Source organism: Paenibacillus sp. RUD330, assembly GCF_002243345.2.
Taxonomy (GTDB): Bacteria; Bacillota; Bacilli; order Paenibacillales; family Paenibacillaceae; genus Paenibacillus_O.
In genome coordinates this window covers 3208198-3228244 of the sequence record NZ_CP022655.2, presented here as the reverse complement: position 1 = coordinate 3228244, position 20047 = coordinate 3208198, and the positions used below count along the sequence as shown (strand labels likewise).

Annotated in this window: 18 protein-coding genes; 15 read left to right on the top strand and 3 right to left on the bottom strand. The window is 61.4% G+C overall.

What is annotated here, in order from left to right:
- Positions 1 to 4: 4 nt before the first annotated feature.
- Both CIC07_RS14620 and CIC07_RS14615 read left to right on the top strand, forming a co-directional pair.
- On the top strand, positions 5 to 1357 hold the full coding sequence (locus CIC07_RS14620) for an extracellular solute-binding protein (RefSeq protein ID WP_076355141.1): 1353 nt from the start codon (positions 5 to 7) through the stop codon (positions 1355 to 1357).
- Between the two features lie 27 nt (positions 1358 to 1384).
- Positions 1385 to 2080 (top strand): GNAT family N-acetyltransferase, encoded by a 696-nt coding sequence (locus CIC07_RS14615; RefSeq protein ID WP_076355143.1) that lies wholly within the window; start codon positions 1385 to 1387, stop codon positions 2078 to 2080.
- Positions 2081 to 2163: 83 nt separating this feature from the next.
- Here the strand turns inward: CIC07_RS14615 and CIC07_RS25190 are convergent, their stop codons facing one another.
- A complete protein-coding gene (locus CIC07_RS25190) occupies positions 2164 to 2295 on the bottom strand; it encodes a sporulation protein YjcZ (protein WP_200801146.1) in 132 nt (43 codons plus the stop codon).
- A 210-nt stretch (positions 2296 to 2505) separates the two neighbouring features.
- Between CIC07_RS25190 and CIC07_RS14610 the strand changes: the two genes are divergently transcribed.
- The 6 genes from CIC07_RS14610 to CIC07_RS14590 all read left to right on the top strand — a co-directional run bounded on the left by CIC07_RS14610 (position 2506) and on the right by CIC07_RS14590 (position 7380).
- Positions 2506 to 2601, top strand: a complete 96-nt coding sequence (locus CIC07_RS14610) for a YjcZ family sporulation protein (RefSeq protein WP_121234964.1) — start codon at positions 2506 to 2508, stop codon at positions 2599 to 2601.
- Between the two features lie 226 nt (positions 2602 to 2827).
- Positions 2828 to 2920 carry a YjcZ family sporulation protein gene (locus CIC07_RS14605; RefSeq protein WP_083687926.1) on the top strand — a complete coding sequence of 31 codons (93 nt, stop codon included), beginning with the start codon at positions 2828 to 2830 and terminating at the stop codon, positions 2918 to 2920.
- A 226-nt stretch (positions 2921 to 3146) separates the two neighbouring features.
- Entirely contained in the window at positions 3147 to 3245 is a 99-nt protein-coding gene (locus CIC07_RS25455) for a YjcZ family sporulation protein (RefSeq protein WP_217696598.1), read from the top strand.
- Positions 3246 to 3704: 459 nt separating this feature from the next.
- A complete protein-coding gene (locus CIC07_RS14600; RefSeq protein WP_076355145.1) occupies positions 3705 to 4445 on the top strand; it encodes a hypothetical protein in 741 nt (246 codons plus the stop codon).
- A 219-nt stretch (positions 4446 to 4664) separates the two neighbouring features.
- Entirely contained in the window at positions 4665 to 5375 is a 711-nt protein-coding gene (locus tag CIC07_RS14595) for a G1 family glutamic endopeptidase (protein WP_076355147.1), read from the top strand.
- 160 nt (positions 5376 to 5535) lie between these two features.
- Positions 5536 to 7380 carry an ABC transporter substrate-binding protein gene (locus tag CIC07_RS14590; protein WP_076355149.1) on the top strand — a complete coding sequence of 615 codons (1845 nt, stop codon included), beginning with the start codon at positions 5536 to 5538 and terminating at the stop codon, positions 7378 to 7380.
- A 537-nt stretch (positions 7381 to 7917) separates the two neighbouring features.
- Here the strand turns inward: CIC07_RS14590 and CIC07_RS14585 are convergent.
- Positions 7918 to 8082 (bottom strand): hypothetical protein, encoded by a 165-nt coding sequence (locus CIC07_RS14585; protein WP_157741917.1) that lies wholly within the window; start codon positions 8080 to 8082, stop codon positions 7918 to 7920.
- Positions 8083 to 8151: 69 nt separating this feature from the next.
- Here CIC07_RS14585 and CIC07_RS14580 point away from each other — a divergent pair, with 69 nt between their 5' ends.
- From CIC07_RS14580 to CIC07_RS14565, 4 genes are read left to right on the top strand one after another with little or no spacing between them, the layout of a single operon-like run.
- Positions 8152 to 9162: an ABC transporter permease gene (locus tag CIC07_RS14580; protein ID WP_076355155.1), complete on the top strand. Its 1011-nt coding sequence runs from the start codon at positions 8152 to 8154 to the stop codon at positions 9160 to 9162.
- A 1-nt stretch (position 9163) separates the two neighbouring features.
- Entirely contained in the window at positions 9164 to 10009 is an 846-nt protein-coding gene (locus tag CIC07_RS14575) for an ABC transporter permease (protein WP_076355157.1), read from the top strand.
- Positions 10006 to 11067 (top strand): ABC transporter ATP-binding protein, encoded by a 1062-nt coding sequence (locus CIC07_RS14570; protein ID WP_076355159.1) that lies wholly within the window; start codon positions 10006 to 10008, stop codon positions 11065 to 11067. The genes CIC07_RS14575 and CIC07_RS14570 overlap by 4 nt, the downstream gene beginning before the upstream one ends.
- The gene (locus CIC07_RS14565; RefSeq protein WP_076355161.1) at positions 11048 to 11857 is read left to right on the top strand and encodes an ABC transporter ATP-binding protein; all 810 of its coding nucleotides are present in this window, start codon (positions 11048 to 11050) and stop codon (positions 11855 to 11857) included. The genes CIC07_RS14570 and CIC07_RS14565 overlap by 20 nt, the downstream gene beginning before the upstream one ends.
- A 95-nt stretch (positions 11858 to 11952) precedes the next feature.
- Here the strand turns inward: CIC07_RS14565 and CIC07_RS14560 are convergent, their stop codons facing one another.
- On the bottom strand, positions 11953 to 14058 hold the full coding sequence (locus CIC07_RS14560) for a GxGYxYP domain-containing protein (protein WP_076355163.1): 2106 nt from the start codon (positions 14056 to 14058) through the stop codon (positions 11953 to 11955).
- 345 nt (positions 14059 to 14403) lie between these two features.
- On the opposite strand from CIC07_RS14560, the gene CIC07_RS14555 reads away from it, so the two are divergent.
- The 3 genes from CIC07_RS14555 (at position 14404) to CIC07_RS14545 (ending at position 20033) form a co-directional block, all read left to right on the top strand.
- Positions 14404 to 15564 (top strand): GntR family transcriptional regulator, encoded by a 1161-nt coding sequence (locus tag CIC07_RS14555; RefSeq protein WP_076355165.1) that lies wholly within the window; start codon positions 14404 to 14406, stop codon positions 15562 to 15564.
- Between the two features lie 254 nt (positions 15565 to 15818).
- Positions 15819 to 18953, top strand: a complete 3135-nt coding sequence (locus tag CIC07_RS14550) for an alpha-mannosidase (protein ID WP_094248051.1) — start codon at positions 15819 to 15821, stop codon at positions 18951 to 18953.
- A 162-nt stretch (positions 18954 to 19115) separates the two neighbouring features.
- Entirely contained in the window at positions 19116 to 20033 is a 918-nt protein-coding gene (locus CIC07_RS14545) for an ABC transporter permease (RefSeq protein ID WP_076355169.1), read from the top strand.
- The last annotated feature ends 14 nt before the right edge of the window (positions 20034 to 20047 follow it).

Sequence of the window (20047 nt, the reverse complement as noted above, 5' to 3'; positions counted from 1 at the left end):
CTTCATGATCAAGCGGATCGCGGCGGCGCTGCTGCTTGCGGTTCTGGCCGCGGCCGCCGCCGGCTGCCGCAGCGATCCGGAGTCGCCGCCGGCAGCGGCGCCTGCAGCGGGGACGGGAGATCCGATGCGGATAACGCTCACGGATTCCTGGCTGCCCACCTCTACCGCCGCCGTCGATGTCGTCCATCGCGAGCTGGTGGACCAGTTCCGCCGGGAGCATCCCGGCCTGGAGCTGGCCGAGGATGTGCTGGACAACAACGCCTTGAAGCAGAAAATCAAGACGCTGGCAGCAGGAAACGCTCTGCCGGATGTCTTCATGGTGCTCGGCTCGGATGCCCGGATGCTGCTCGGCAACGGCTTGATCCAGCCGGTGGACGGCGTTCTAGCGGCCGATCCTAGCTGGAGCGGCGGATTCAGGCCCGAGGCGTTCGACGACTTCACCTTCGACGGCAGGCGGGCGGCCGTCCCGATGCAGATTACGGCGACCTCGCTCGTATTCTACAACAGCGCCATGTTCCGCGAAGCGGGGTACGAACGGTTTCCGGACAGCTGGGAGGAGCTTCTCCAGGCGCTGGAGAAGCTCAAGAAGCTGGGCTATACGCCGATCTCGTTCGGCAACAGGGATGCCTGGGTAGCAGGCTCGTGCCTGTTCAGCACGCTGGCGGAACGTTATGTCGGAGAGGCGTGGATGAACGATGCCGTCGCCGGCACGGCCAAGTACAGTGACGCCCCGTTCGTGGAGGCGCTTCGGGCCGTTCGCAGCCTGGCAGACAAAGGGCTGCTGAACGCCGATCGGGGAACGCTCGACAACGTGCAGCAGCGGGAGCTGTACTATCAGGGCAAAGCGGCGGTCGTGCTGGAGGGCGGCTGGGCCGTATCGTCGTTCGCCGCGGATGCGCCTCCGCATGTAGCCGCGCAGACCAGGCTGGCGCTGCTGCCGGCGCCGGCCGCCGCACCGGACGGGCAAGAAGGCGGCGGCCTGACGGTATCCGGCGGTTCCGGCTGGGGCATCGCCTTCAAGGCGGGCTTGAGCGGCGAACGCCTTGAGAGCGCATTGGAGCTCGTGAAGCTGCTCACCGGCTCGGAGCAGGCCAATCGGGCCGCCGAGAGAGGCGACTTGTCCGGCTCGCATCCGACCGATTACAATGAGGGCGCGTCGACGCCGCTGTTCAGGGAGTATTTGTCGTTGATGCGCCAGGTCCGCCTGACGCCGGTGTTCGATGTCCGGCTGCCCGCCGGTGTCACCGAGGCGATGTATGACGGGATACAGGAGCTGCTGCGGACGGATTCGGAGCTGACTCCGGAGGCGCTGGCGGCAAGGATTCAATCAGCCGCTGAAGCAGATGCGGGAGGATGATTGAGCTTGCGGAAGGGGGAAGGAAGAATGGCGGGAAAGGCGGATAGGATCGGCGATTATGAACTGATGGCGATTCAAGCGGATATTTTGTTCAAGAGCGGTCGCTGCGGCAGGATGATCGCGGTCAACGAGCCGTCCGGCTCGGCTGCGCCGCTCTTTTTTCTCGGGAGGACGAGACAGGGAGATGTGATCCGCTTCGGCGAGGATTTTCCGGACGACCTGCGGGATGGTTTTGAGCGTGCGGCGGGGAGAGGCCGGACCGGGCTGGAGCTGGCGGAGCTGATTCGGAGCGGGAACGGCATTCGTGAATTGAAGTCGGTCTGGATGGGACCGGCTTATCTGTTCAAAAACCCTGTTCAGGCAGCCGGCGGAGCCATCCGAATTGCGAGCGAGAACAGGAATTTGCTTGATTCCGGATTTCCGGGCTTGGCCGAAGGGCTGGAGGACCGGCAGCCGGTTTTTGCCGTCGTCGCAGACGGGCGGGCCGTGTCGGTCTGCTTCAGCGCAAGAAAAAGCCCCCTTGGAGCGGAGGCCGGGCTGGAGACGCTGCCGGGCCATCGAGGCCGGGGGCTCGCGATCATGTGCGCGGAAGCATGGGCCCAGGCGCTGCAGGCCGGCGGCATGCTGCCGTTTTACAGCACCTCATGGGACAATTTCGCTTCGCAGTCGGTCGCCCGCAAGCTGGGCCTGCATGCATACGGCGTGGATATCCACGTTCGTTAGAGCTTTCATGTCCCTGCGGCAGGACGAAATCAAAAAAGAGGACCGCGGAGGTCCTCTTTTGCCTTAGAAAATGACATTCAGCACTAGCAAAGGAAAGCGCGTGTAATGATGACGAGCAGAATGAAGAGGACCAGGATCGCGGCCGTGCTCATGCCGAACCCGCCGTATCCGCAGCCTACGCCTTCTCCGCCTACTCCGCCGACTCCATAAGACATTTGTCATTTCTCCCTTCGGTAGACTGAGATATCCTATGCCGGCCGTTCCGGTTATGGCTGGACTCCGGGAGAAATGGGCGCGAAAATAGGCCCTTCCGCTTGAGGAGATCAGGCTGCCCCTAGCATAAGCACAACTATACCTCCCGTCCAAACATCGCTGCCGATAGATACATAAGGTAGGGTATACTCAAGTGAAAGGGGAAATGGAAGATGTCTGAAGTCGGCCACGTCAAATCCATCAGCACAGCCGCTGTTCTGGTCCTGTTCATTCTGCTGGTCATCGTAAGCGCCTCTTTCCTGTACTAATCAGGTAAAAATCAGCTTTCCAGATGAAGACGCGGAGCGAAAGCTTCCGCGTTTTTTCTTTTTTCCGTTTCCATTCCGGCATGGCGGCTGCGCCGTCACGCACCCCATGCAGCTGTCTATAAAACTGCGGAATACCCTAGCATAAGCACAAATATGCCTCCCGTCCAAACATCGTGCATGGGAGATACATAAGGTAGAGTAGCAAGAACGAAAGGGGAAATGAAAAATGTCCGAATATGGTCATGGCAGACTCAGCACAGGCGCCATCCTGGTCCTGTTCATCCTGCTGGTCATCGTAAGCGCCTCTTTCCTGAACTAGTTCAAGGAGCGGCATGAGGGCGCATGGGGAGACGCGGAATGCAAATTCCGCGTCTTTTTCATTTCGGCTCATGCATCCGCCTTGCTCCGGACCGCCATGCAGGCGGGGACGGCTGTCTATGAATCTGCCGAATTCCCTAGCATAAGCACAATTATACTTCCCGTCCAAACGTCGCGTACGGGAGATACATAACGTAGAGTAGAACTTGCGAAAGGGGTTTTGAATCATGCCGGAAGCTGGCTATGGCAATGCTTTCTCCAGCACAGGCGCCATTCTGGTCCTGTATGTGCTGCTCGTCATCGTCGTTAGTTCTTTCATGTCCTGATCCGTTTCAACAGGATGGCTTCAAAAGGAAGAGACGCGGAATGCTAGATTCCGCGTCTCTTTGATTTGGCTCCGATCGGGAATGCAGGGAGCCGACAGGGAATGCCGATATGGGCAACGAGGAGGATCACCCCGGCTTCCGGCTCTTGTCTGGCCGGAGACATGCCTAGGGAAGGAAACATTTGGGCGCAGCGGCACGTCTGGTTAAGAAGCGGTCCTGATCAGCTTGGAGGACCATGATGATGCCCAGCAGCCTGCCGAGGCCGAAGCTTCCGTTTCAGCCGAGGCCGCGCTCTGCGTATGCCGCATCCGTGCTTCCAACCGATCGGCGCAAGGGCGGCGGGATTCGGCATGAAATCATGGAGGCGATGAGCGTTGAATAGGACAAGATCCAGGGGCCTTTTCTTCGTTGCCGCCGTTCTGATTGGAGGGCCGCAGGCCGGCATAAGGGGGATGGAAAATGAACAGACGTATACGGGTTCGCCCGGCTGCCGTGGCGATGGCGTTGATCGCCTTGACGGTTTGCGCCGGTCTTCTATCGTTCAACGGCGCTAGGGGGGCGGCAGGAACGAAGTGCATGTCGATTCCCGAGTGGGTGGATATTCTGCATGTCAACGGGCTCTCCTATGTGCGCAATTCCGAAGCGGCGGCAGCCTTGCCGGTTGGACGGCTTGGTCCCCGCATCGGCAGCGTGAAGTTCAGGATGGCGGATAACGCCTGCACCGACTACAAAATGAAGGACGGGGACGCCGCTTTTCTGCCGATCGGCACCGAAATCCATGCCTTGAAGGGGTACAGGCCGGACTTCCGCCTGGCAGCGGGCGGCAAGATTTATGAAGTGCAGTCCAATCCCCGGGCGAGGACGATCGGGGAGCTGATGGATATTGAAGGCAAGGTCGTCGCCGTCAGCTTGCATAGCGGCATGGACGGCAAACGCATTGGAGATTTCACGCCGGAAGCTTCCGAGGCTTTTCTTAAGGCTTTGCTGCCGCTGCCTCTGTTGGACGATACGAGGGAGATGTTCAAGCATGCGGGCAGCGACCGCGCTCAGATCGCTCTGCTTCTGGAGGACGGAACGACTTCATGGATCGCCTTCTACACGGGCAACAACAGTTTTTCGGCCGGCGCTTACGGCACCGAAGAGCTGAAGCGGCTAGTCGTCGGCGAACGGGAGCGCATCAAGAAAGCAGCCGGCATGTAAAGCTCCTCCAATGGAGCCGTGAGGGACGGAGCTCAGCTCCGCATGGAGCGGGGTGCATGTCTTCGGAAAGGGATCGGCATTCCTTGTTGCCGGGCAGAGCTGCGCTCAAGCGGCATGGAACGGCTTGGGCCCGTTTTCTCGCTGGCAGCCGGATGCCCATGCAGGCTTCCTGGCCGATGCATAATGGATATAGCATCTCCCTCAAAAGGTTGTGAACAGATGCCCTATCGGTTATCCCGAGCAATGCAAGCCGCTTGCCGCGGCAAAAAAAATTCGCCTGTCCTCGCTAACGCAGGCTGGACCTCGTCGAACTGGAGCGGATACGCGGCAACCGGCAGCAAAGGCGCGTTCCGAAGCATCTCCGCCTCCTGGACCGTGCCGTTCGTGCTGCCCTCGGAGCGCTCCTCGTATTCCTCCGCCTGGATCGGCATCGACGGCTACAACAACAGCAGCCTGATCCAGACCGGTACCGAGCATGAATGCGTGAACGGCAAAGCGAACTATTACGCCTGGTGGGAAATTCTGCCCCGGGCCGAGACGAGGATCAGGCTGCCGGTATTTCCCGGAGACCTTATCGAGGCTTCCATCGTCAAGCTGAGCCTGTCCAAATGGCTCATCCGGCTGCGCAACGTCACCCGGGGCTGGCTGTTCCGGACCGTCCAGGCGTACAAGGGGCCGCAGACGTCGGCGGAGTGGATCGTGGAGGCTCCGGCCATCGGCGGAGCCATCACCCGCATGGCCCGCTTGACGCCGACAGCATTCCGCTGCTGCCGCCTCAACGGCCGGAATCCGGAGCTGACTGGGGCGGAGCGGGGCATTATGGTCCAGAACGGCATCGTCACGGCGATTCCTTCCCGTCCGAACCGCGCCGGGGACGCCTTCCTCGTCCGCAGCGTGCGCCTGCGCATGCCGGCGGCCGACGTTTCCTGAGAGCGGCTGCCGCAGATCGGAGGCTCTACCCCAAAAAAATAGATATAATCCCAAAACTGCCACCATTTACGGTCCTTCGGGGCCGTTTTATACTTATTTATGTAAACGCTTACTTATGGGGAAGGCATCCAATTTAGTTGAGGAATGGGGAGAGGAAGCCATGAAGCGTAAAGCGCTAGCCTTAACGTTCGCCTCGGTCATGATGACGGGGTCGCTGCTGGCCGCATGCAGCAATTCCACGCCGCCGCCGACAAGCGCGGCGAACACCGGAGGGACGGAGGCGACCAAGGAGCCGGCCGCGAGCGCCGATCCTTCGGCCAGCCCGCAGCCGACCGCGAGCACCGACAGCTCCGGCGGAGCCAAGGAAACGCCGCGCAACGAGACGCTCTATATCAACGGCCTGCAGTGGGGAGCGCCGACCAACTTCAACCTGCTGAGCGGCAACCCGGCTTTTCCGATCAACTACGGCAACTCCCGCGAGCTCGTGTATGAAACGCTGTTCATGATTAACATGATCGACGGAAAGCTCGAGCCTCTCCTCGGCAAGTCGTACAGCTGGACGGACGACAAGACGCTGCGCATCGAGCTGAACCCGGACGCCAAGTGGAGCGACGGCCAGCCTTTTACTTCCGATGATGTCGTGTATACCTATGGCCTCGGCAAAAAATACGAGCTCAACTGGTCCAGCTACTGGGATTACATCCAGGACGTCAAGGCGGACGGAGTCAATGCGGTCGTCATCAGCCTGAACCCTGCCAACGCCAACAAACTGACCGTAACCGAGAGCATCGAGCTGATGCCGATGCTTCCGAAGCATATTTGGGAAGCGATCGAGACGAAGTCGAACAACGACCTGGCGACGATCCGCAAGGAAATGAACGCCGATCCGGTCGGCACCGGACCCTACAAGCTCATGTTCTACAACGACCAGAAGATCACGCTCATCCGCGACGACAGCTATTGGGGCCAGAAGCTGTTCGGCAAGCTGCCTGCTCCGAAATATATCACGCATGTCATCTACAAGGACAACGCGGCCGGGGACCTGGCGTTCAAGAGCGGCCAGGTGGACGTCTCGCAGCAATTCACGCCGCAGGTGTGGAAGATGCAGGAGAACGCTCCGATCAAGACTTATTTGAAGGAGGCTCCTTATTATCTGCCGGGCTCGATGCCGTCCATCTTCTTCAATATGTCGAAGAAAGGCCTCGATTCGCCGGAAGTCCGCAAGGCGATCGCGATGTCCATCGACTACAAGAAAGTGTCGCAGCTGGCCATGAGCGGTTATTCGGGCGACATGAAGCCTTCGCTGACGCTCGATACGCCGGCGGAGTCCAAGTTCGTCGACCAGGACGCCATCAAGTCGCTGCAGTGGACGACGGACACGAAGGCCGCGAACGCGCTGCTCGACAGCATCGGGGCCAAGAAGGGCAAGGACGGCATTCGCGTGCTGAACGGCCAGCGCCTCGGCCCGTACGATGTCGAATGCCCGTACGGCTGGTCCGACTGGAACGCCGCGCTGGAGATCGTCGCCCAGAGCGCCAAGGCGATCGGCATCGAGATCCGCACGAAATTCCCGGAAGCTCCGGTATGGACGAACGACCTGCAGACGGGTAAGTTCGACATCATCATGAACACGCCGGCGGGCAACGTGACGCCGAGCAATCCGTGGAGCCGCGCACGCACGATCATGTATTCCAAAGGCGTGGCGCCGGCAGGCGAGATGGCCTTCTGGAACTGGGGCCGCTACAAAAACGACAAGGCCGACCAGCTGATCGACAAGATCCCGACCGCATCCGACGCCGAAGCCAAGACGATGTACACGGAGCTGACGCAAATCTGGCTGAAGGACGTTCCGTCCATTCCGCTGATGTACCGTCCCTGGGTGTTCTACACCGTGAACGAGTCGGTCTGGAAGGGCTTCCCGGTCGACGGGGACGGCAGCAACATTCCGCCGCAGATCGCGATGGACGGGGCGGGCATCAAGGCTCTCTATAAGATTTCGAACTGACGGAATTCAGTTCCTCCGGACCTTGAAGCTGCGCCGGCCGGCTCTGCTTCCGGACATTCGGACCGAACCGCCGCTGCGCGTGCCGATCTCTCTTCCGATCGCGGTTGAACTCGGATGCTCTGATTTCTGACCCCTGCCAGGGTAGGCATCCTCGTTCAAAGGCGAACGCGTTGCTTCTCCAGAGAGAACCGGCCCGCTCCGCTTCGGGCAGCCGGACCTTGAAGCTGCGCGGCCATCTCCGCTTGCAGCCGGACCGAACCGCCGCTGCGCGTGCCGATCTCTCCTCCGATCGCGGTTGAACTCGGATACTCTGATTGCTGACCCCTGCCAGGGTAGGCATCCTCGTTCAAAGGCGAACGCGTTGCTTCTCCAGAGAGAATCGGCCCGCTCCGCTCCGGGCAGCCGGACCTTGAAGCTGCGCGGCCATCTCCGCTTGCAGCCGGACCGAACCGCCGCTGCGCGTGCCGATCTCTCCTCCGATCGCGGTTGAACTCGGATGCTCTGATGGCTGACCCCTGCCAGGGTAGGCATCCTCGTTCAAAGGCGAACGCGTTGCTTCTCCAGAGAGAATCGGCCCGCTCCGCTCCGGGCAGCCGGACCTTGAAGCTGCGCGGCCATCTCCGCTTGCAGCCGGACCGAACCGCCGCTGCGCGTGCCGATCTCTCCTCCGATCGCGCATGCATGGTCAAGCCTTGTCCGCAATCATCGCCTCGCAACCACAGGGCCGCCGCAAATGCGGCCGGCCCTTTCCCTTAAAGGAAGGTGAAGCTCTTGAACGCCTACGCCCGCTATTTCCTGAAGAAGTCCGGCTGGTATCTCGTCACGCTGCTGATCGCGCTGATTCTCAATTTCCTGCTGCCGAGGCTCATCGAGGGCAACCCGGTCAGCACGATCGCCTCCCAGGTGTCGCAAGGAATGACGGACAGCGATTCCATCAAGAAGGTGTACGACAACTTCATGAAGGAGTTCGGGGTGGACAAACCGCTCCTCGCGCAGTTCGGCATCTACCTCCAGAAGCTCGTCACCGGCGACCTCGGAACGTCATTCGGCCTGTACCCGCGCAAGGTGTCCGACATCCTGATGGCCGCCGTCCCCTGGACGGTCGCGCTCCAGCTTCCCGCCATCCTCGTCGGCTGGATCATCGGCAACGTGCTCGGCGCGGTGGCCGCCTACCGCAAGGGCGTCTTCGACAAGGTGCTGTTCCCGGCGGCGCTGTTCGTGAATTCGATCCCTTTTTTCACCCTCGCCATCATCATGCTGTACCTGCTCGCGATCACGCTGAAATGGTTCCCGATGTCGGGAGGCTACGATTATCAGATGGTGCCGCATCTCAGCCTCGACTTCATCCTCTCGGTGCTCCGCCACCACACGCTGCCGTTCCTCTCGATCGTGCTCGTCACGATCGGCGGCCAGGCGATCGGCATGAGGGAGATGAGCATCTACGAGCTGAACTCCGACTATGTGCTGTACAGCAAGCTGCTCGGCATCCGCGATTCCCGAGTGGCGCGGTATGTGTTCAAGAATGCGATGCTGCCGCAAATTACGGGCCTTGCCCTGTCCATCGGCACGATGGTCGGCGGCTCGCTCATCTGCGAGATCGTCTTCAGCTACCCCGGCATCGGCACCTGGCTGTTCACGGCCATCCGGCAGCTGGATTACCCGCTCATCTCCGGCTGCACGCTGCTGATCGCGCTGACGGTGCTGCTGGCGAACTTCACGATCGAGATCGTCTACGGCATCGTCGATCCCCGCATCAAGGCGTCCCAAATGGAGGAGAACTGAGATGAAGCATTCCGTAGGCATTCTGATCCGTTCGCCCAAGTTCATGTTCGGCGCCATCATGCTGCTGCTGATGGTCGCGCTTGTCGTCATCGTGCCGCTGATCAACCGGGCCGACCCGCTGTCGATGGAGGCGCTGGCGTTCCAGCCTCCGGGCGGGAGGCTGCTGCTCGGCTCCGACAACTTCGGCCGCGACCTGTTCCTGGAGCTCGTCTACGGCATCCGCACCTCCATCATGGTCGGCCTCGTCGCGGGCGTCTTCGCCACGATCATCGGCCTGGCGATCGGGCTGCTGTGCGGATACGCCGGGGGCCTGCTCGACAATATCCTGACCGCGGTCACGAACATGTTCATCGTCATTCCGTCGTTCATCATCCTGATCCTCATCTCCGTCAGCATCAACTCCCGCAGCTCGCTGCTCGTCGCCGTCATCATCGGCCTGACGAGCTGGCCGTGGACCGCGCGGGCGGTACGCGCGCAGACGAGCTCGCTGAGGAACCGGGACCATGTCAATCTGGCCAAAATATCGGGACACAGCACACCGAAGATCATCGTCTTCGAAATCCTGCCGTATATCGCTTCCTATGTCGTCATGGCCTTCATCCTGCAGGTCGCCTCCGGCATCCTGTCGGAGGCTTCCATCTCGATGCTCGGCCTGGGGCCGTACAACACGATTTCGCTCGGCATCATCATGAACTGGGCGCTCGTCTTCGAGGCTCCGGTGGCCGGGGCGTGGTGGGCGTTCATCCCGGCGGCCTTCTCGATCGCCGTCATCACCTTCTCGCTGTACATGATCAACACCGGCATGGACGAGATCTTCAATCCGAAAATCAGGAGTGAGCGCGCATGAGCCGGAAGCTGGCGGATCTGCAACCCGAACTTGCCCCCGAGCCCCTGCGGCGCGTATTGGAGGTCGAGGGGCTCAAGACGTATTACCGGACGCGCCTGAACGAAAAGGTGTTCGCCGTCGACGGCGTCGACTTCGCGCTCGAGGAGGGCAAGGCGCTCGGCATCGCCGGCGAGTCCGGCTGCGGCAAGTCGACGCTGTCGATGAGCCTGATGGGCTTTTATTTCCCGCCTCTTTATTACGGGGAAGGCTCCATCTCCATCGGCGGCATCGATATCATGAAGCTCGGCAAGGAACGGCTGCGCAAGCAGATTCTCGGCCGGGAGATCGCCTACATTCCGCAGGCGGCGATGAACGCGCTCAATCCGACGCTGAAGATCATCCGCTTCATCGAGGATCTCATGAAGGAGCATCAGCCCAAGCTGACGAAGCCGCAGGTGAGGGCGATGGCGGAGGAGAGGTTCCGCACGCTGCATCTCGCTCCGGAGGTGCTGGACGCCTATCCGAGCGAGCTGTCGGGCGGCATGAAGCAGCGGACCGTCATCGCCATCTCGACCATTCTCAATCCGAAGGTGCTCGTCGCCGACGAGCCGACCTCCGCGCTCGACGTCACCTCGCAGAAGGCGGTCATCCGCCTGCTCAAGGAGCTGCTGGAGAAGAAATTCATCCGTTCCCTCATCTTCATCACGCATGAGCTGCCGCTGCTCTACCATGTGACGGACGACATCATGGTCATGTATGCGGGCGAGATCGTCGAGCGGGGCATGGCGCAGCAGATGGTGTTCGATCCTGTCCATCCTTACACCAAGCGGCTGATGGGCTCCATCATCGTCCCCGAGGAAGGCATGAAGGACCACAAGCTGTCCGCCATTCCCGGAGCTCCGCCCAACCTCAAGAACGTGCCGGAAGGCTGCCGCTTCGCGGAGCGCTGCGACTTCGCGCGGGAGGAATGCCGCAGCGGCAAGATTCCGATGCGCGGGGAGGCCGGCAGGACGTACCGCTGCATATTCGGCGTGGAAACCTTGAAGGAGTGGTATGCGGATGAAGAAGTTCAGCGATAAGGACATTCTGCTCGCCGGAGTCGGCGTCACCAAGGTGTTCGGCTACGGCAAAAAGAAGAAGACGGCCGTGCGGGAAGTGGACTTCGCCTTCCACAAGGGCGAGATCATTTCCATCGTCGGAGAGAGCGGCAGCGGCAAGACGACGCTCGCCAAGATGCTGCTCGGCCTGCTCAAGGAAACGGGCGGCAGGATACAATACGAAGGAGCTCCCAGACGGCTGAAGGGGCATAAGGAGCGCCGGAATTATTGGAAGGACATCCAGGCGATTTTCCAGGACCCGTTCTCCTCGTTCAATATGTTCCACCGGGTCGAGAAGCTGCTGCGGGACTGCATCGCCCTGCAGAATCTGCAGCTGACCAAGGACGAAGAGCGCAAGCGGATGATCGACGCCTGCTCGTTCGTCAACCTGAAATTCGACGAGCTGTACAACAAGTACCCGTTCGAGCTGTCCGGCGGGCAGATGCAGCGGCTCATGATCGCGCGCATCTTCATGATGCGGCCGCGCATCCTGATCGCCGACGAGCCGACCTCGATGATCGACGCCTGCTCCCGCTCCACCATTCTCGACATGCTCATGAAGCTGCGGGAGGAGAACGGGATGACGATCATCTTCATCACGCATGACGTCGGGCTGGCCTATTACGTGAGCGATACGCTCTATATTATGGAGAAAGGCCGCATCGTGGAAAAAGGGCCGGCGGAGCGGGTCATCCTGCAGCCGCAGCATGCCTACACGCAGCAGCTCATCGCGGATGTGCCGAAAATTCATGAGGAATGGAATCTGGCCTGAGAAGCGGCCGGGGATAAGCGAAAAAGCCAATTCGGCCTGAAAAGGGCTGGATTGGCTTTTTTTCTGCCAGCAGGAGCGGCCCAAACGGCTTCCGTTTATGGCTGCTCCTGCTGCTCCTGCTGCTCCTGTTCCGCCTTGCCGGACAACGGCCGCAGCCCGTTCGCCTCGCGGACGAGCGAGAAGTACTGATCGGCCCGGACGGCTTCGAATTCAGGACCGAGAGAGCTGTTCAAGGCGACGACGTCGCTCGGGGTCATGTTCCAGGCGAGCAGGCCGAGCGAGATGAAGAGGGGCGACTTGCCGTCCCACTTCGCCTTGGCTTCCGCCAGAATGCGCTGGCCGTCCTTGACCGTGCCGATGCCCTGGATCGTCGAGACCGGCAGCTTGTTTTTGGCCAGCTCGACGCCGAAGCGGTCTTCCCAGCTGAGGAACAGGCCGGGAGCATGGTATTCGTCGGCATAGGCTTCCGCCTTCGCGTCGCTGAGCGGAACGTTTTCGCTGTCGTTGCGGTTCAGCACGTACGGGATCGTCATGCCGGTTTTTTTCAGGTACGGATAGGTTGCCTTCAAATAGGACGGGAAGGTGCTGTCCGGCCAGGCGTTCGCATAGAAGTACCCGGCGCCGGAAGGTCCGGAGATGAGCTGGTCGCTGGACGTCGCCGTCTTCAGGTAGTAGTCCAGAATGGCCGGAGCGCCGTCGTACAGCAGCGGGCTGGACGTCCAGTTGAGCGGCACCTTGCCGCGGGAAGGATCGTCCCACAGGACGCGCATCCGATGCTGGTTGTACTGGAGGTTGTCGCCTTCGCTGAATGTATAGGTGACGTAGATCTTGTTCTGCAGCTTCGGAGCTTTGGCCGCCTTGAGCGGCGAAGCCGCCGATCTGCCGCCCGAGAATACGGTCATGTTGCTGAACCAGTCGGCGGCAAGCACGTACACGCTGTGCCTGGAGGTGATCTCCACGGAGCTGAATTCGCCGACGGTATCGTTGCTGAACCAGCCGAGATAAGGGGTGCCGGGCTGCACATCCGACAGGATGCGCTCGAACAGCTCCCGCTGCGCCGGCACGTTGGAGTCGAGCCAAAATACCATCGCCTTGTTCGCGACGGCGTAGTCGCGCAGGTAGCCGTAAGGCTCCCTCTGCCCGGAGGATGCCGGCTGCTCGCTGCCGGCGCTGACCTTGAACTGGTTCCACATCTCGACGGATGCCGTCAGCTGCCTGGTCCCTGCCGGAGGCGTGAAGCGGTAGACGAAGTAACGTCCGTTGTCGGCGAAGCGGTGGCCGCCGCTGCCGGCCGATACCTGGGAGCTCTGGGCGTCGTACAGGAACGGCTCCTCCTCGGGAGTGCCGGGAACGAAGCTCGCGATCGTCTGCCCGTCGGCCTTGACGGTAACCTCGTGCACGGCCGGTCCCCAGCCGTCCTCGGGGAAGGCGTCGTCGAAGCGCAGATAGACCGATTGCCCGCCGAGGAAAGGCGACAGGTCGAGGTCGTACACCTTGCGGTTGCCCGCGTCCCGCTCCTGCGACGTCTCCTGCGCGACCGTCTTGTACGAGGCCGGGATGCCGGTGGACGGCAGGCGGACGGACGTATCGGGGCTGAGGCCGACGAGCATCCGGTGGGTCGTCTGGCTCCATAGATGCTCGTACTGCCAGGCGTAGGCATCGAGCCGGTCCTTGAAGCGGCCCTGCAGGTCGTCGAGCACCTTGAAGGAATAAGGAGGAGCCGTCAGCTTTTTCGCCAGCTCGGGGCTCGCGACGACCGCATCCTTGATTCCCGCCAGGGTGGTCGCCACGTTGATGGAATCAGGCACTCCAGGGTCATAAACGACGATGCCCTTGACCTCGCTTTTGAACTTGTCCAGCAGCGACCATTCATTGTCGCGGACCTTGTAAGGGACGTCGAGATCGTTCAGCCAGGCGAACTTGCCCTCTTCCTTGCTCTCGAGCAAATAAATGCGCGGCTCGCTGCGGTTGACAAGGCCTTGGAGCGTGGCCAGAAGGAGCTTCACATCGCCGGGAGCGTCATAGATATCCGCCACTTCAAGCTGCTTGGCCTTGGCGAAGCGGGGGAGCTGCTGCTGCTGGGGCCAGGAGATGGAACCGGACGGGAGGCTCTTCTGAGCGTCCGGCTCGGCGGATGCGGCGAAGGAGAAGGACAATGTGCAGGCCAATGCGAGACTGGCTGCCGCAAGCTTGCGAATCATCACGAAACACCTCTTTTGTTCGGAATAGGTTGCTTTCCAAGCCTTGTTCGGGAGATCGGTCCCTGCGCTCCCGAGGCTCACCTCCTTGATGGGGAGTGGCGAAACGATTGGGTTTGAATGCGCTTGCATTTATATTAAATATATTATACATATATAATTCAAGCTATTCGACAAAGAATGCGGTGAAAACACGCCAAAAGGCTGGGGTTTAGTTCTAGCGAAGCAGGGGATATCAAAAGGGATTTGCGGCTCCGTGCCCAGGGAGGAGAAAAGGAAAACGGTTGCGCAACGATAAGCAAGAATATATTATATATACAAATCTCGGACCGAAACTGGTGATGGAAAATGAGCTCGACAGATCGAACTCCGCTGTATCAGAAAATTCAGGATTACATCCGCGACCTTGTCGATTCGAACGAGCTGAAGGAAGGCGAACGGATTCCGACGGAAAAAGAGCTGATGGAGCGGTTCAACGTAAGCAAGATCACGGTCGTCAACGCCTTGTCCGGCCTGGCCGCCGAGAAGCTGATCACCCGGGTGCCCGGGCGCGGCAGCTTCGTGAGCGGAAGGCAGCCCGAAGAGGCCGCCCCGGATGCCCCGCTGCTCCAGCCGGGCGCGGCGGCGGCTCCGGAGCGGGGAGCGGGGAGGCGGCGGAGCGGCCTGATCGGCCTCGTCATGCCGTCCATCGACGACTATTTCGCCATCCGGCTTATCGACGGCGTGCGCATGGCGCTCGAGGACAAGGGCTATCGAAGCGTGATCCTGCTCTCCGGAGGCCAGGTGGACCAGGAGAAGGAAGCGATCAAGACGCTGAAGGAAATCGGGGCCGAGGGGCTGCTGATCTTTCCCGTGGACGAGGAGCAGTACAATGAAGAAATTCTCGCGATGAAGTTCTCCGGATTTCCGTTCGTGCTGATCGACCGCTATCTGCCCGGGGTGGAGACGAATTACATCGCCGCCGACGGAAGGATGGGCACGAGTCTGGCGGTGGACCATCTATGGGAGCTCGGACATCGCGAGATCGCCATCTGCTCCGACTCGCCGATGCAGACCGTTACGGTGCAGGAGCGTCTCGAAGGCTACATGAACGAGCTGAAAAACAAAGGAGCGCTCATCAATCCCGCCCATATGATCACCGGCTTCCGGGTGGAAAGCCTCAAGCAAGCGGAGACGCATCCGCTGTTCCGATATATCCGCAACCGGATGGCGACCGCTTATATCACGCTGAACGGGCGGCTGGCGGTTCAGATCTACCAGATGGCGCTGCAGGCCGGGCTGCGCGTGCCGGAGGATCTGTCCATCGTCAGCTTCGACGATCCCACCTCGATCGTGGAGGAATTCAGCATGTTCACGCACATCCGGCAGTTCGAATTCGATATGGGCAGCCGGGCGGCCGACAAGCTGCTGGAGGTCATAGGCAAAGGCGGAGCTGGAGGCGGCTACACGAAAACGCTGCTGGAGCCCGAGCTCGTCGTCCGCCAGACGACATCGGGCCCGCCGCTTTAGAGATGCCCTGCGCGTCGCATCGGCCTGTCCGGCCCGCGCCGCCGATTTCCTGCAGACGGCTCCTCGCCTTCAAGGCGTCGGAGCCGTTTTTTGATGGCGCTTTTTTATGGATTCCGGTTCCTCCAGGGGGCCGGATTTTTTATTCCTTTATTTCCTAAAAAACATATTGAACATATACAATAGATATATTATAGTTGGTTTGAGCTTGAGGAAAGAATTAGAGGCTGAGCCTGCATAAAGGAGACGGTTAAAGCATGCCATACGAAGTCATCCGGCCTGAACAATTGAGAGGCGTGCTGGGACGCCTGCAGGCCAACATATACGAGCCCGTCGCCGAGCTTGCCGTATCGGCCTGGGTGACGCCCGAGCCGGTGCCGTACGAGGAGCGCAGGTCGGGAAGGCTCGTCCGGCTCCGGCCGGGAGAGCGCTGGGGAGAGCTGTGGGACTGCGCCTGGTTCCATTTCTCCGGCTCCGTGCCGGAGTCGGCCAAGGGCGGAAAAGTCGTGCTGCTCATCGACGTGAACGGCGAGCTTTGCCTGGTGGACGAGGAAGGGTCGCCGGTCCAGGGGCTGACCAACATCAATTCCGAGTTCGACTTTTCGCTCGGCCTGCCGGGCAAGCGGGTCGTGCCTGTAAGCGAGCGCTGCAGCGGAACGGAAGCCATCGACCTGTGGGGCGATGCGGGCTGCAACGACCTGTTCGGCCGCTACCGCAGCGGCACGCTCAAGGAAGCGGTCGTCGCCGTCTGCAGGGAGGAGCTGCGGCAGCTGTACTACGATTTCGAGGTGCTGCTGGAGACGGCGGAGCGGCTGCCTGCCGGCTCCGCGCGCAAGGAGCGGATCTTCCGCACGCTGCATGACGCCTTGCATCGGCTCGCGGGCCTGACGGACGAGGAGATCGCGCAGGCGCGGAGCCTGCTCGGCGAGCAGCTCGCCAAGCGCGGCGGCGATCCCGTGCTGACGATCAGCGCCGTCGGCCATGCGCATATCGATCTGGCGTGGCTCTGGCCGATCCGGGAGACGATCCGCAAGGGAGCCCGGACGTTCTCGACGGCGCTGTCCATGATGGAGCGCTATCCGGACTATGTGTTCGGAGCGAGCCAGCCGCAGCTGTACGAATGGATGAAGATCCATTATCCGAAGCTGTACGGACGGATCAAGGAGCGCGTAGCCGAGGGACGCTGGGAGCCGCAGGGCGCGATGTGGGTCGAGTCGGACACGAACGTTCCGGGCGGAGAATCGCTCGTGCGCCAGCTGCTCTACGGCAAGCGGTATTTCCAGCAAGAGTTCGGCCAGGAGATGAAGTCGCTCTGGATGCCGGATGTGTTCGGCTACACGGCCAGCCTGCCGCAGCTGCTGAAGAAGGCCGGCGTCGATTACATGATGACGCAGAAGCTGAGCTGGAGCGTGTACAACCGCCATCCGCACCACACGTTCATGTGGGAGGGGATCGACGGCTCGCAGGTGCTGACGCATATGCCTCCCGAGGATACGTACAACAGTCCGGCGGCGCCGCGCTCGATCGTGAAGGCGGAGCAGGAGTATTTGGACAAAGGCATATCCGACCGCGCGCTCATGCTGTTCGGCATCGGCGACGGCGGCGGCGGACCGGGAGAAGAGCATCTCGAGCGGCTCGCCCGGGAGCATGACCTGCTCGGGCTGAGCCCGGTCGAGCAGGAGCCGTCCTCGCGCTTTTTCGAGCGGCTCGCCGAGGGCTCGGAGCGCTATGAGACGTGGCGCGGAGAGCTGTACCTGGAGAAGCATCAGGGAACGCTGACGAGCCAGGGCCGGAGCAAGCGCTACAACCGCAAGCTGGAGAAGGCGCTGCGCGAGCTGGAATTCGCCGCCGTGCTCGCCGAGATGGCGGACGGCAGTCCGTATCCGGCCCGGGAGCTGGAGGAGATCTGGAAGGAAGTGCTTCTCTATCAATTCCACGATATACTGCCGGGCTCCTCGATCAAGCGGGTCTACGACGAATCGCTGGAACGGTATGAAGCTCTTCTGGAGCGGACGGAAGAGCTCATGACGGAAGCTTACGCCAGCGCGTCCGGCGGAGCGTCCGGCACCGCCGTCTTCAACTCGCTTCCTTGGGAGCGGGAGGAATGGATGCATCTGGACGGCCGCTGGCAGCTCGTGCGCGTGCCTGCGATGGGCTTCGTTTCGGTCGCAGGAGCTGCTCCAGAGGCGAAGGATGCCGCTGAATTCCCTGGCCTGCGGGTTTCGGCCGAGGGCCGGGCCATCGAGAACGGGCTGCTGGCGCTGGCCTTCGATGCGGAGGGAGGCATTGTCTCGATCCTCGACAAGGAGGCCGGCCGCGAGCTCGTGCAGCCGGGACGGGGCGCCAACGCGCTGCGCGTCTACTCCGATGACGGAGATGCCTGGGACTTCCGCCAGGATTACCGGGCAGCCGGAGGAACGGCGCTGCGTCTCGAGGAGATCGAAGCGTTCGCGGACGGGCCGAAGGCCGGCCTGATCATGCGGTATGCTATCGGCAGCTCGACCCTTGTCCAGCGGGTGATGCTGACGGACGGCAGCCGCCGGATCGACTTCGAGACGAAGGTCGATTGGAAGGAGTCGGGCAAGATGCTCCGCACCTCGTTCCCGCTCGGCATCCGCTGCGATTCCGTCAGCTGCGACATCCAGTTCGGCTATCTGAAGCGGCCGACGCATCGCAATACGATGTGGGATTACGCCAAGGACGAGATCTGCGCCCATCATTACGCGGATCTATCCGAGCCCGACTACGGCGTGGCGCTGCTCAACGACTGCAAGTACGGCCATCGCGCCGAGGGCGGAGAGCTGGATCTCAACCTGCTGCGCAGTCCGTCCTATCCCGATCCGGAAGCCGACAGGGCCGAGCATGAGTTCACCTACTCCCTGTATCCGCATTCCGGCGACCATGTCCAGGCCGGCATCTACCGGCGCGGCTACGAGCTGAACGTGCCTCTGCGTACCGTAGCTGCGGCATCGCCTGTTCCGTCCTCTCAGGACGGCGCCGCTCCGACAACGGCGCAGGCTGCGGCGGTGTCCGCAGGCGCCGCGGCGGCCGAGACCGCCGCAGCGGCCGAGACCGCCGCAGCGGCCGGCATGCCTTCGGCGGGAGCCGCCGGCTGGCAGGAAGGACGCTCGTTCCTGCTGCCGGACCATCCGCATGTGATGGTGGAGGCGGTGAAGCGCGCCGAGGATGACGGAGATCTCGTCATCCGGCTGTACGAGACGGCCGGCACGCGGCTGCGGACGACGCTGCAGGCGGGCTTCGCCCTCTCGGGAGCGTGGCTGGCCGATCTGATGGAGCAGAAGCAGGAGCGGCTGGAAGTAACCGGCGATGCCTTCGAGCTGGCCTTCGACCCGTTCGAGGTCAAGACGCTCAAGCTGTCTCTGCAGCCGTAAGCATCCGGTCAGCCGAGGCTTTCGGCTGGCCGCCAATCGAGCCCCATTCTGCGAAGCCGCGGCTTCCCCCGAACCGACTCACCGGAGACGCGGCGCCTGCCGAACGACAGCAGGCGCCGTCCGATCCGGCCGTTCCCCAACCCGACAAGGAGGTTGAATCCCATGATGGCTAACCCGCTGCTGAAGCGGATCTGGCGGCACAAGCTGTTCTATCTGTTCATGCTGCCCGGCATCGTCTGGTTTTTCCTGTTCTCCTACGTTCCTCTTTACGGCATTCAAGTCGCCTTCCGCGATTTCCGGTTTTCCGGCGGCTTTACCGGCAGCCCGTGGGCCGGCCTGAAATACTTCCATCAATTTTTCGATTACTACCAGTCCAGCCAGCTGATCCGCAACACGCTGCTCATCAGCGGCCTCAAGCTGCTGATCGGATTCGCGATGCCGATCCTGCTGGCGATCCTGCTCAACGAGGTTCGGATCCTTAAATTCAAGAAAACTTTGCAAACGCTTTCTTATCTGCCTTACTTCGTCTCCTGGGTCGTCGTCGTGACGCTCATGCAGCGCCTGCTCACTCCTTACGGCGGTCCGGTCAACGATCTGCTCCTCTCCTCCGGGGCCTTGAAGGACCCTGTCCAGTTCCTCAACAACACCACCTGGTTCTACCAGATCATCGTCGGCTCCGACGTATGGAAGAACATCGGCTGGAACTCCATCATCTACATGGCCGCCATCGCCGGCATCGACCAGCAGCTGTACGAGGCGGCGAGGATCGACGGCGCGGGCCGGTTCCGCCAGATCTGGCATGTCACGCTGCCGGGCGTCCGCAACATCGCGGTCATCCTGTTCATCCTCGCCACCGGCAGCCTCATGAGCGCGGGCTACGAGCAGCTGCTGCTGCTGAACGGGCCGGCGACCGCCGCCATCGGCAGCGTGCTCGACGTGCATGTCATCAGCGCCGGCATCGGCGAAGGACGGCTCAGCTATGCGGCCGCGGTCGGCTTGTTCCAGAGCTTCATCGCGCTCGTGCTGATCCTGACCGTCAACCGGATCGCCCGCAAGGTCAGCGACGTATCCCTTTTCTAATCCGAAAGGAGGCT

What these genes read in the sequence shown, in the direction of transcription:
- CIC07_RS14620 (WP_076355141.1), top strand. Translation starts at nt 5, where the DNA reads ATGATCAAGCGGATCGCGGCGGCGCTGCTGCTTGCGGTTCTGGCCGCG.
- CIC07_RS14615 (WP_076355143.1), top strand. Translation starts at nt 1,385, where the DNA reads ATGGCGGGAAAGGCGGATAGGATCGGCGATTATGAACTGATGGCGATT.
- CIC07_RS25190 (WP_200801146.1), bottom strand. Translation starts at nt 2,295, where the DNA reads ATGTCTTATGGAGTCGGCGGAGTAGGCGGAGAAGGCGTAGGCTGCGGA.
- CIC07_RS14610 (WP_121234964.1), top strand. Translation starts at nt 2,506, where the DNA reads ATGTCTGAAGTCGGCCACGTCAAATCCATCAGCACAGCCGCTGTTCTG.
- CIC07_RS14605 (WP_083687926.1), top strand. Translation starts at nt 2,828, where the DNA reads ATGTCCGAATATGGTCATGGCAGACTCAGCACAGGCGCCATCCTGGTC.
- CIC07_RS25455 (WP_217696598.1), top strand. Translation starts at nt 3,147, where the DNA reads ATGCCGGAAGCTGGCTATGGCAATGCTTTCTCCAGCACAGGCGCCATT.
- CIC07_RS14600 (WP_076355145.1), top strand. Translation starts at nt 3,705, where the DNA reads ATGAACAGACGTATACGGGTTCGCCCGGCTGCCGTGGCGATGGCGTTG.
- CIC07_RS14595 (WP_076355147.1), top strand. Translation starts at nt 4,665, where the DNA reads ATGCCCTATCGGTTATCCCGAGCAATGCAAGCCGCTTGCCGCGGCAAA.
- CIC07_RS14590 (WP_076355149.1), top strand. Translation starts at nt 5,536, where the DNA reads ATGAAGCGTAAAGCGCTAGCCTTAACGTTCGCCTCGGTCATGATGACG.
- CIC07_RS14575 (WP_076355157.1), top strand. Translation starts at nt 9,164, where the DNA reads ATGAAGCATTCCGTAGGCATTCTGATCCGTTCGCCCAAGTTCATGTTC.
- CIC07_RS14570 (WP_076355159.1), top strand. Translation starts at nt 10,006, where the DNA reads ATGAGCCGGAAGCTGGCGGATCTGCAACCCGAACTTGCCCCCGAGCCC.
- CIC07_RS14565 (WP_076355161.1), top strand. Translation starts at nt 11,048, where the DNA reads ATGAAGAAGTTCAGCGATAAGGACATTCTGCTCGCCGGAGTCGGCGTC.
- CIC07_RS14560 (WP_076355163.1), bottom strand. Translation starts at nt 14,058, where the DNA reads ATGATTCGCAAGCTTGCGGCAGCCAGTCTCGCATTGGCCTGCACATTG.
- CIC07_RS14555 (WP_076355165.1), top strand. Translation starts at nt 14,404, where the DNA reads ATGAGCTCGACAGATCGAACTCCGCTGTATCAGAAAATTCAGGATTAC.
- CIC07_RS14550 (WP_094248051.1), top strand. Translation starts at nt 15,819, where the DNA reads ATGCCATACGAAGTCATCCGGCCTGAACAATTGAGAGGCGTGCTGGGA.
- CIC07_RS14545 (WP_076355169.1), top strand. Translation starts at nt 19,116, where the DNA reads ATGATGGCTAACCCGCTGCTGAAGCGGATCTGGCGGCACAAGCTGTTC.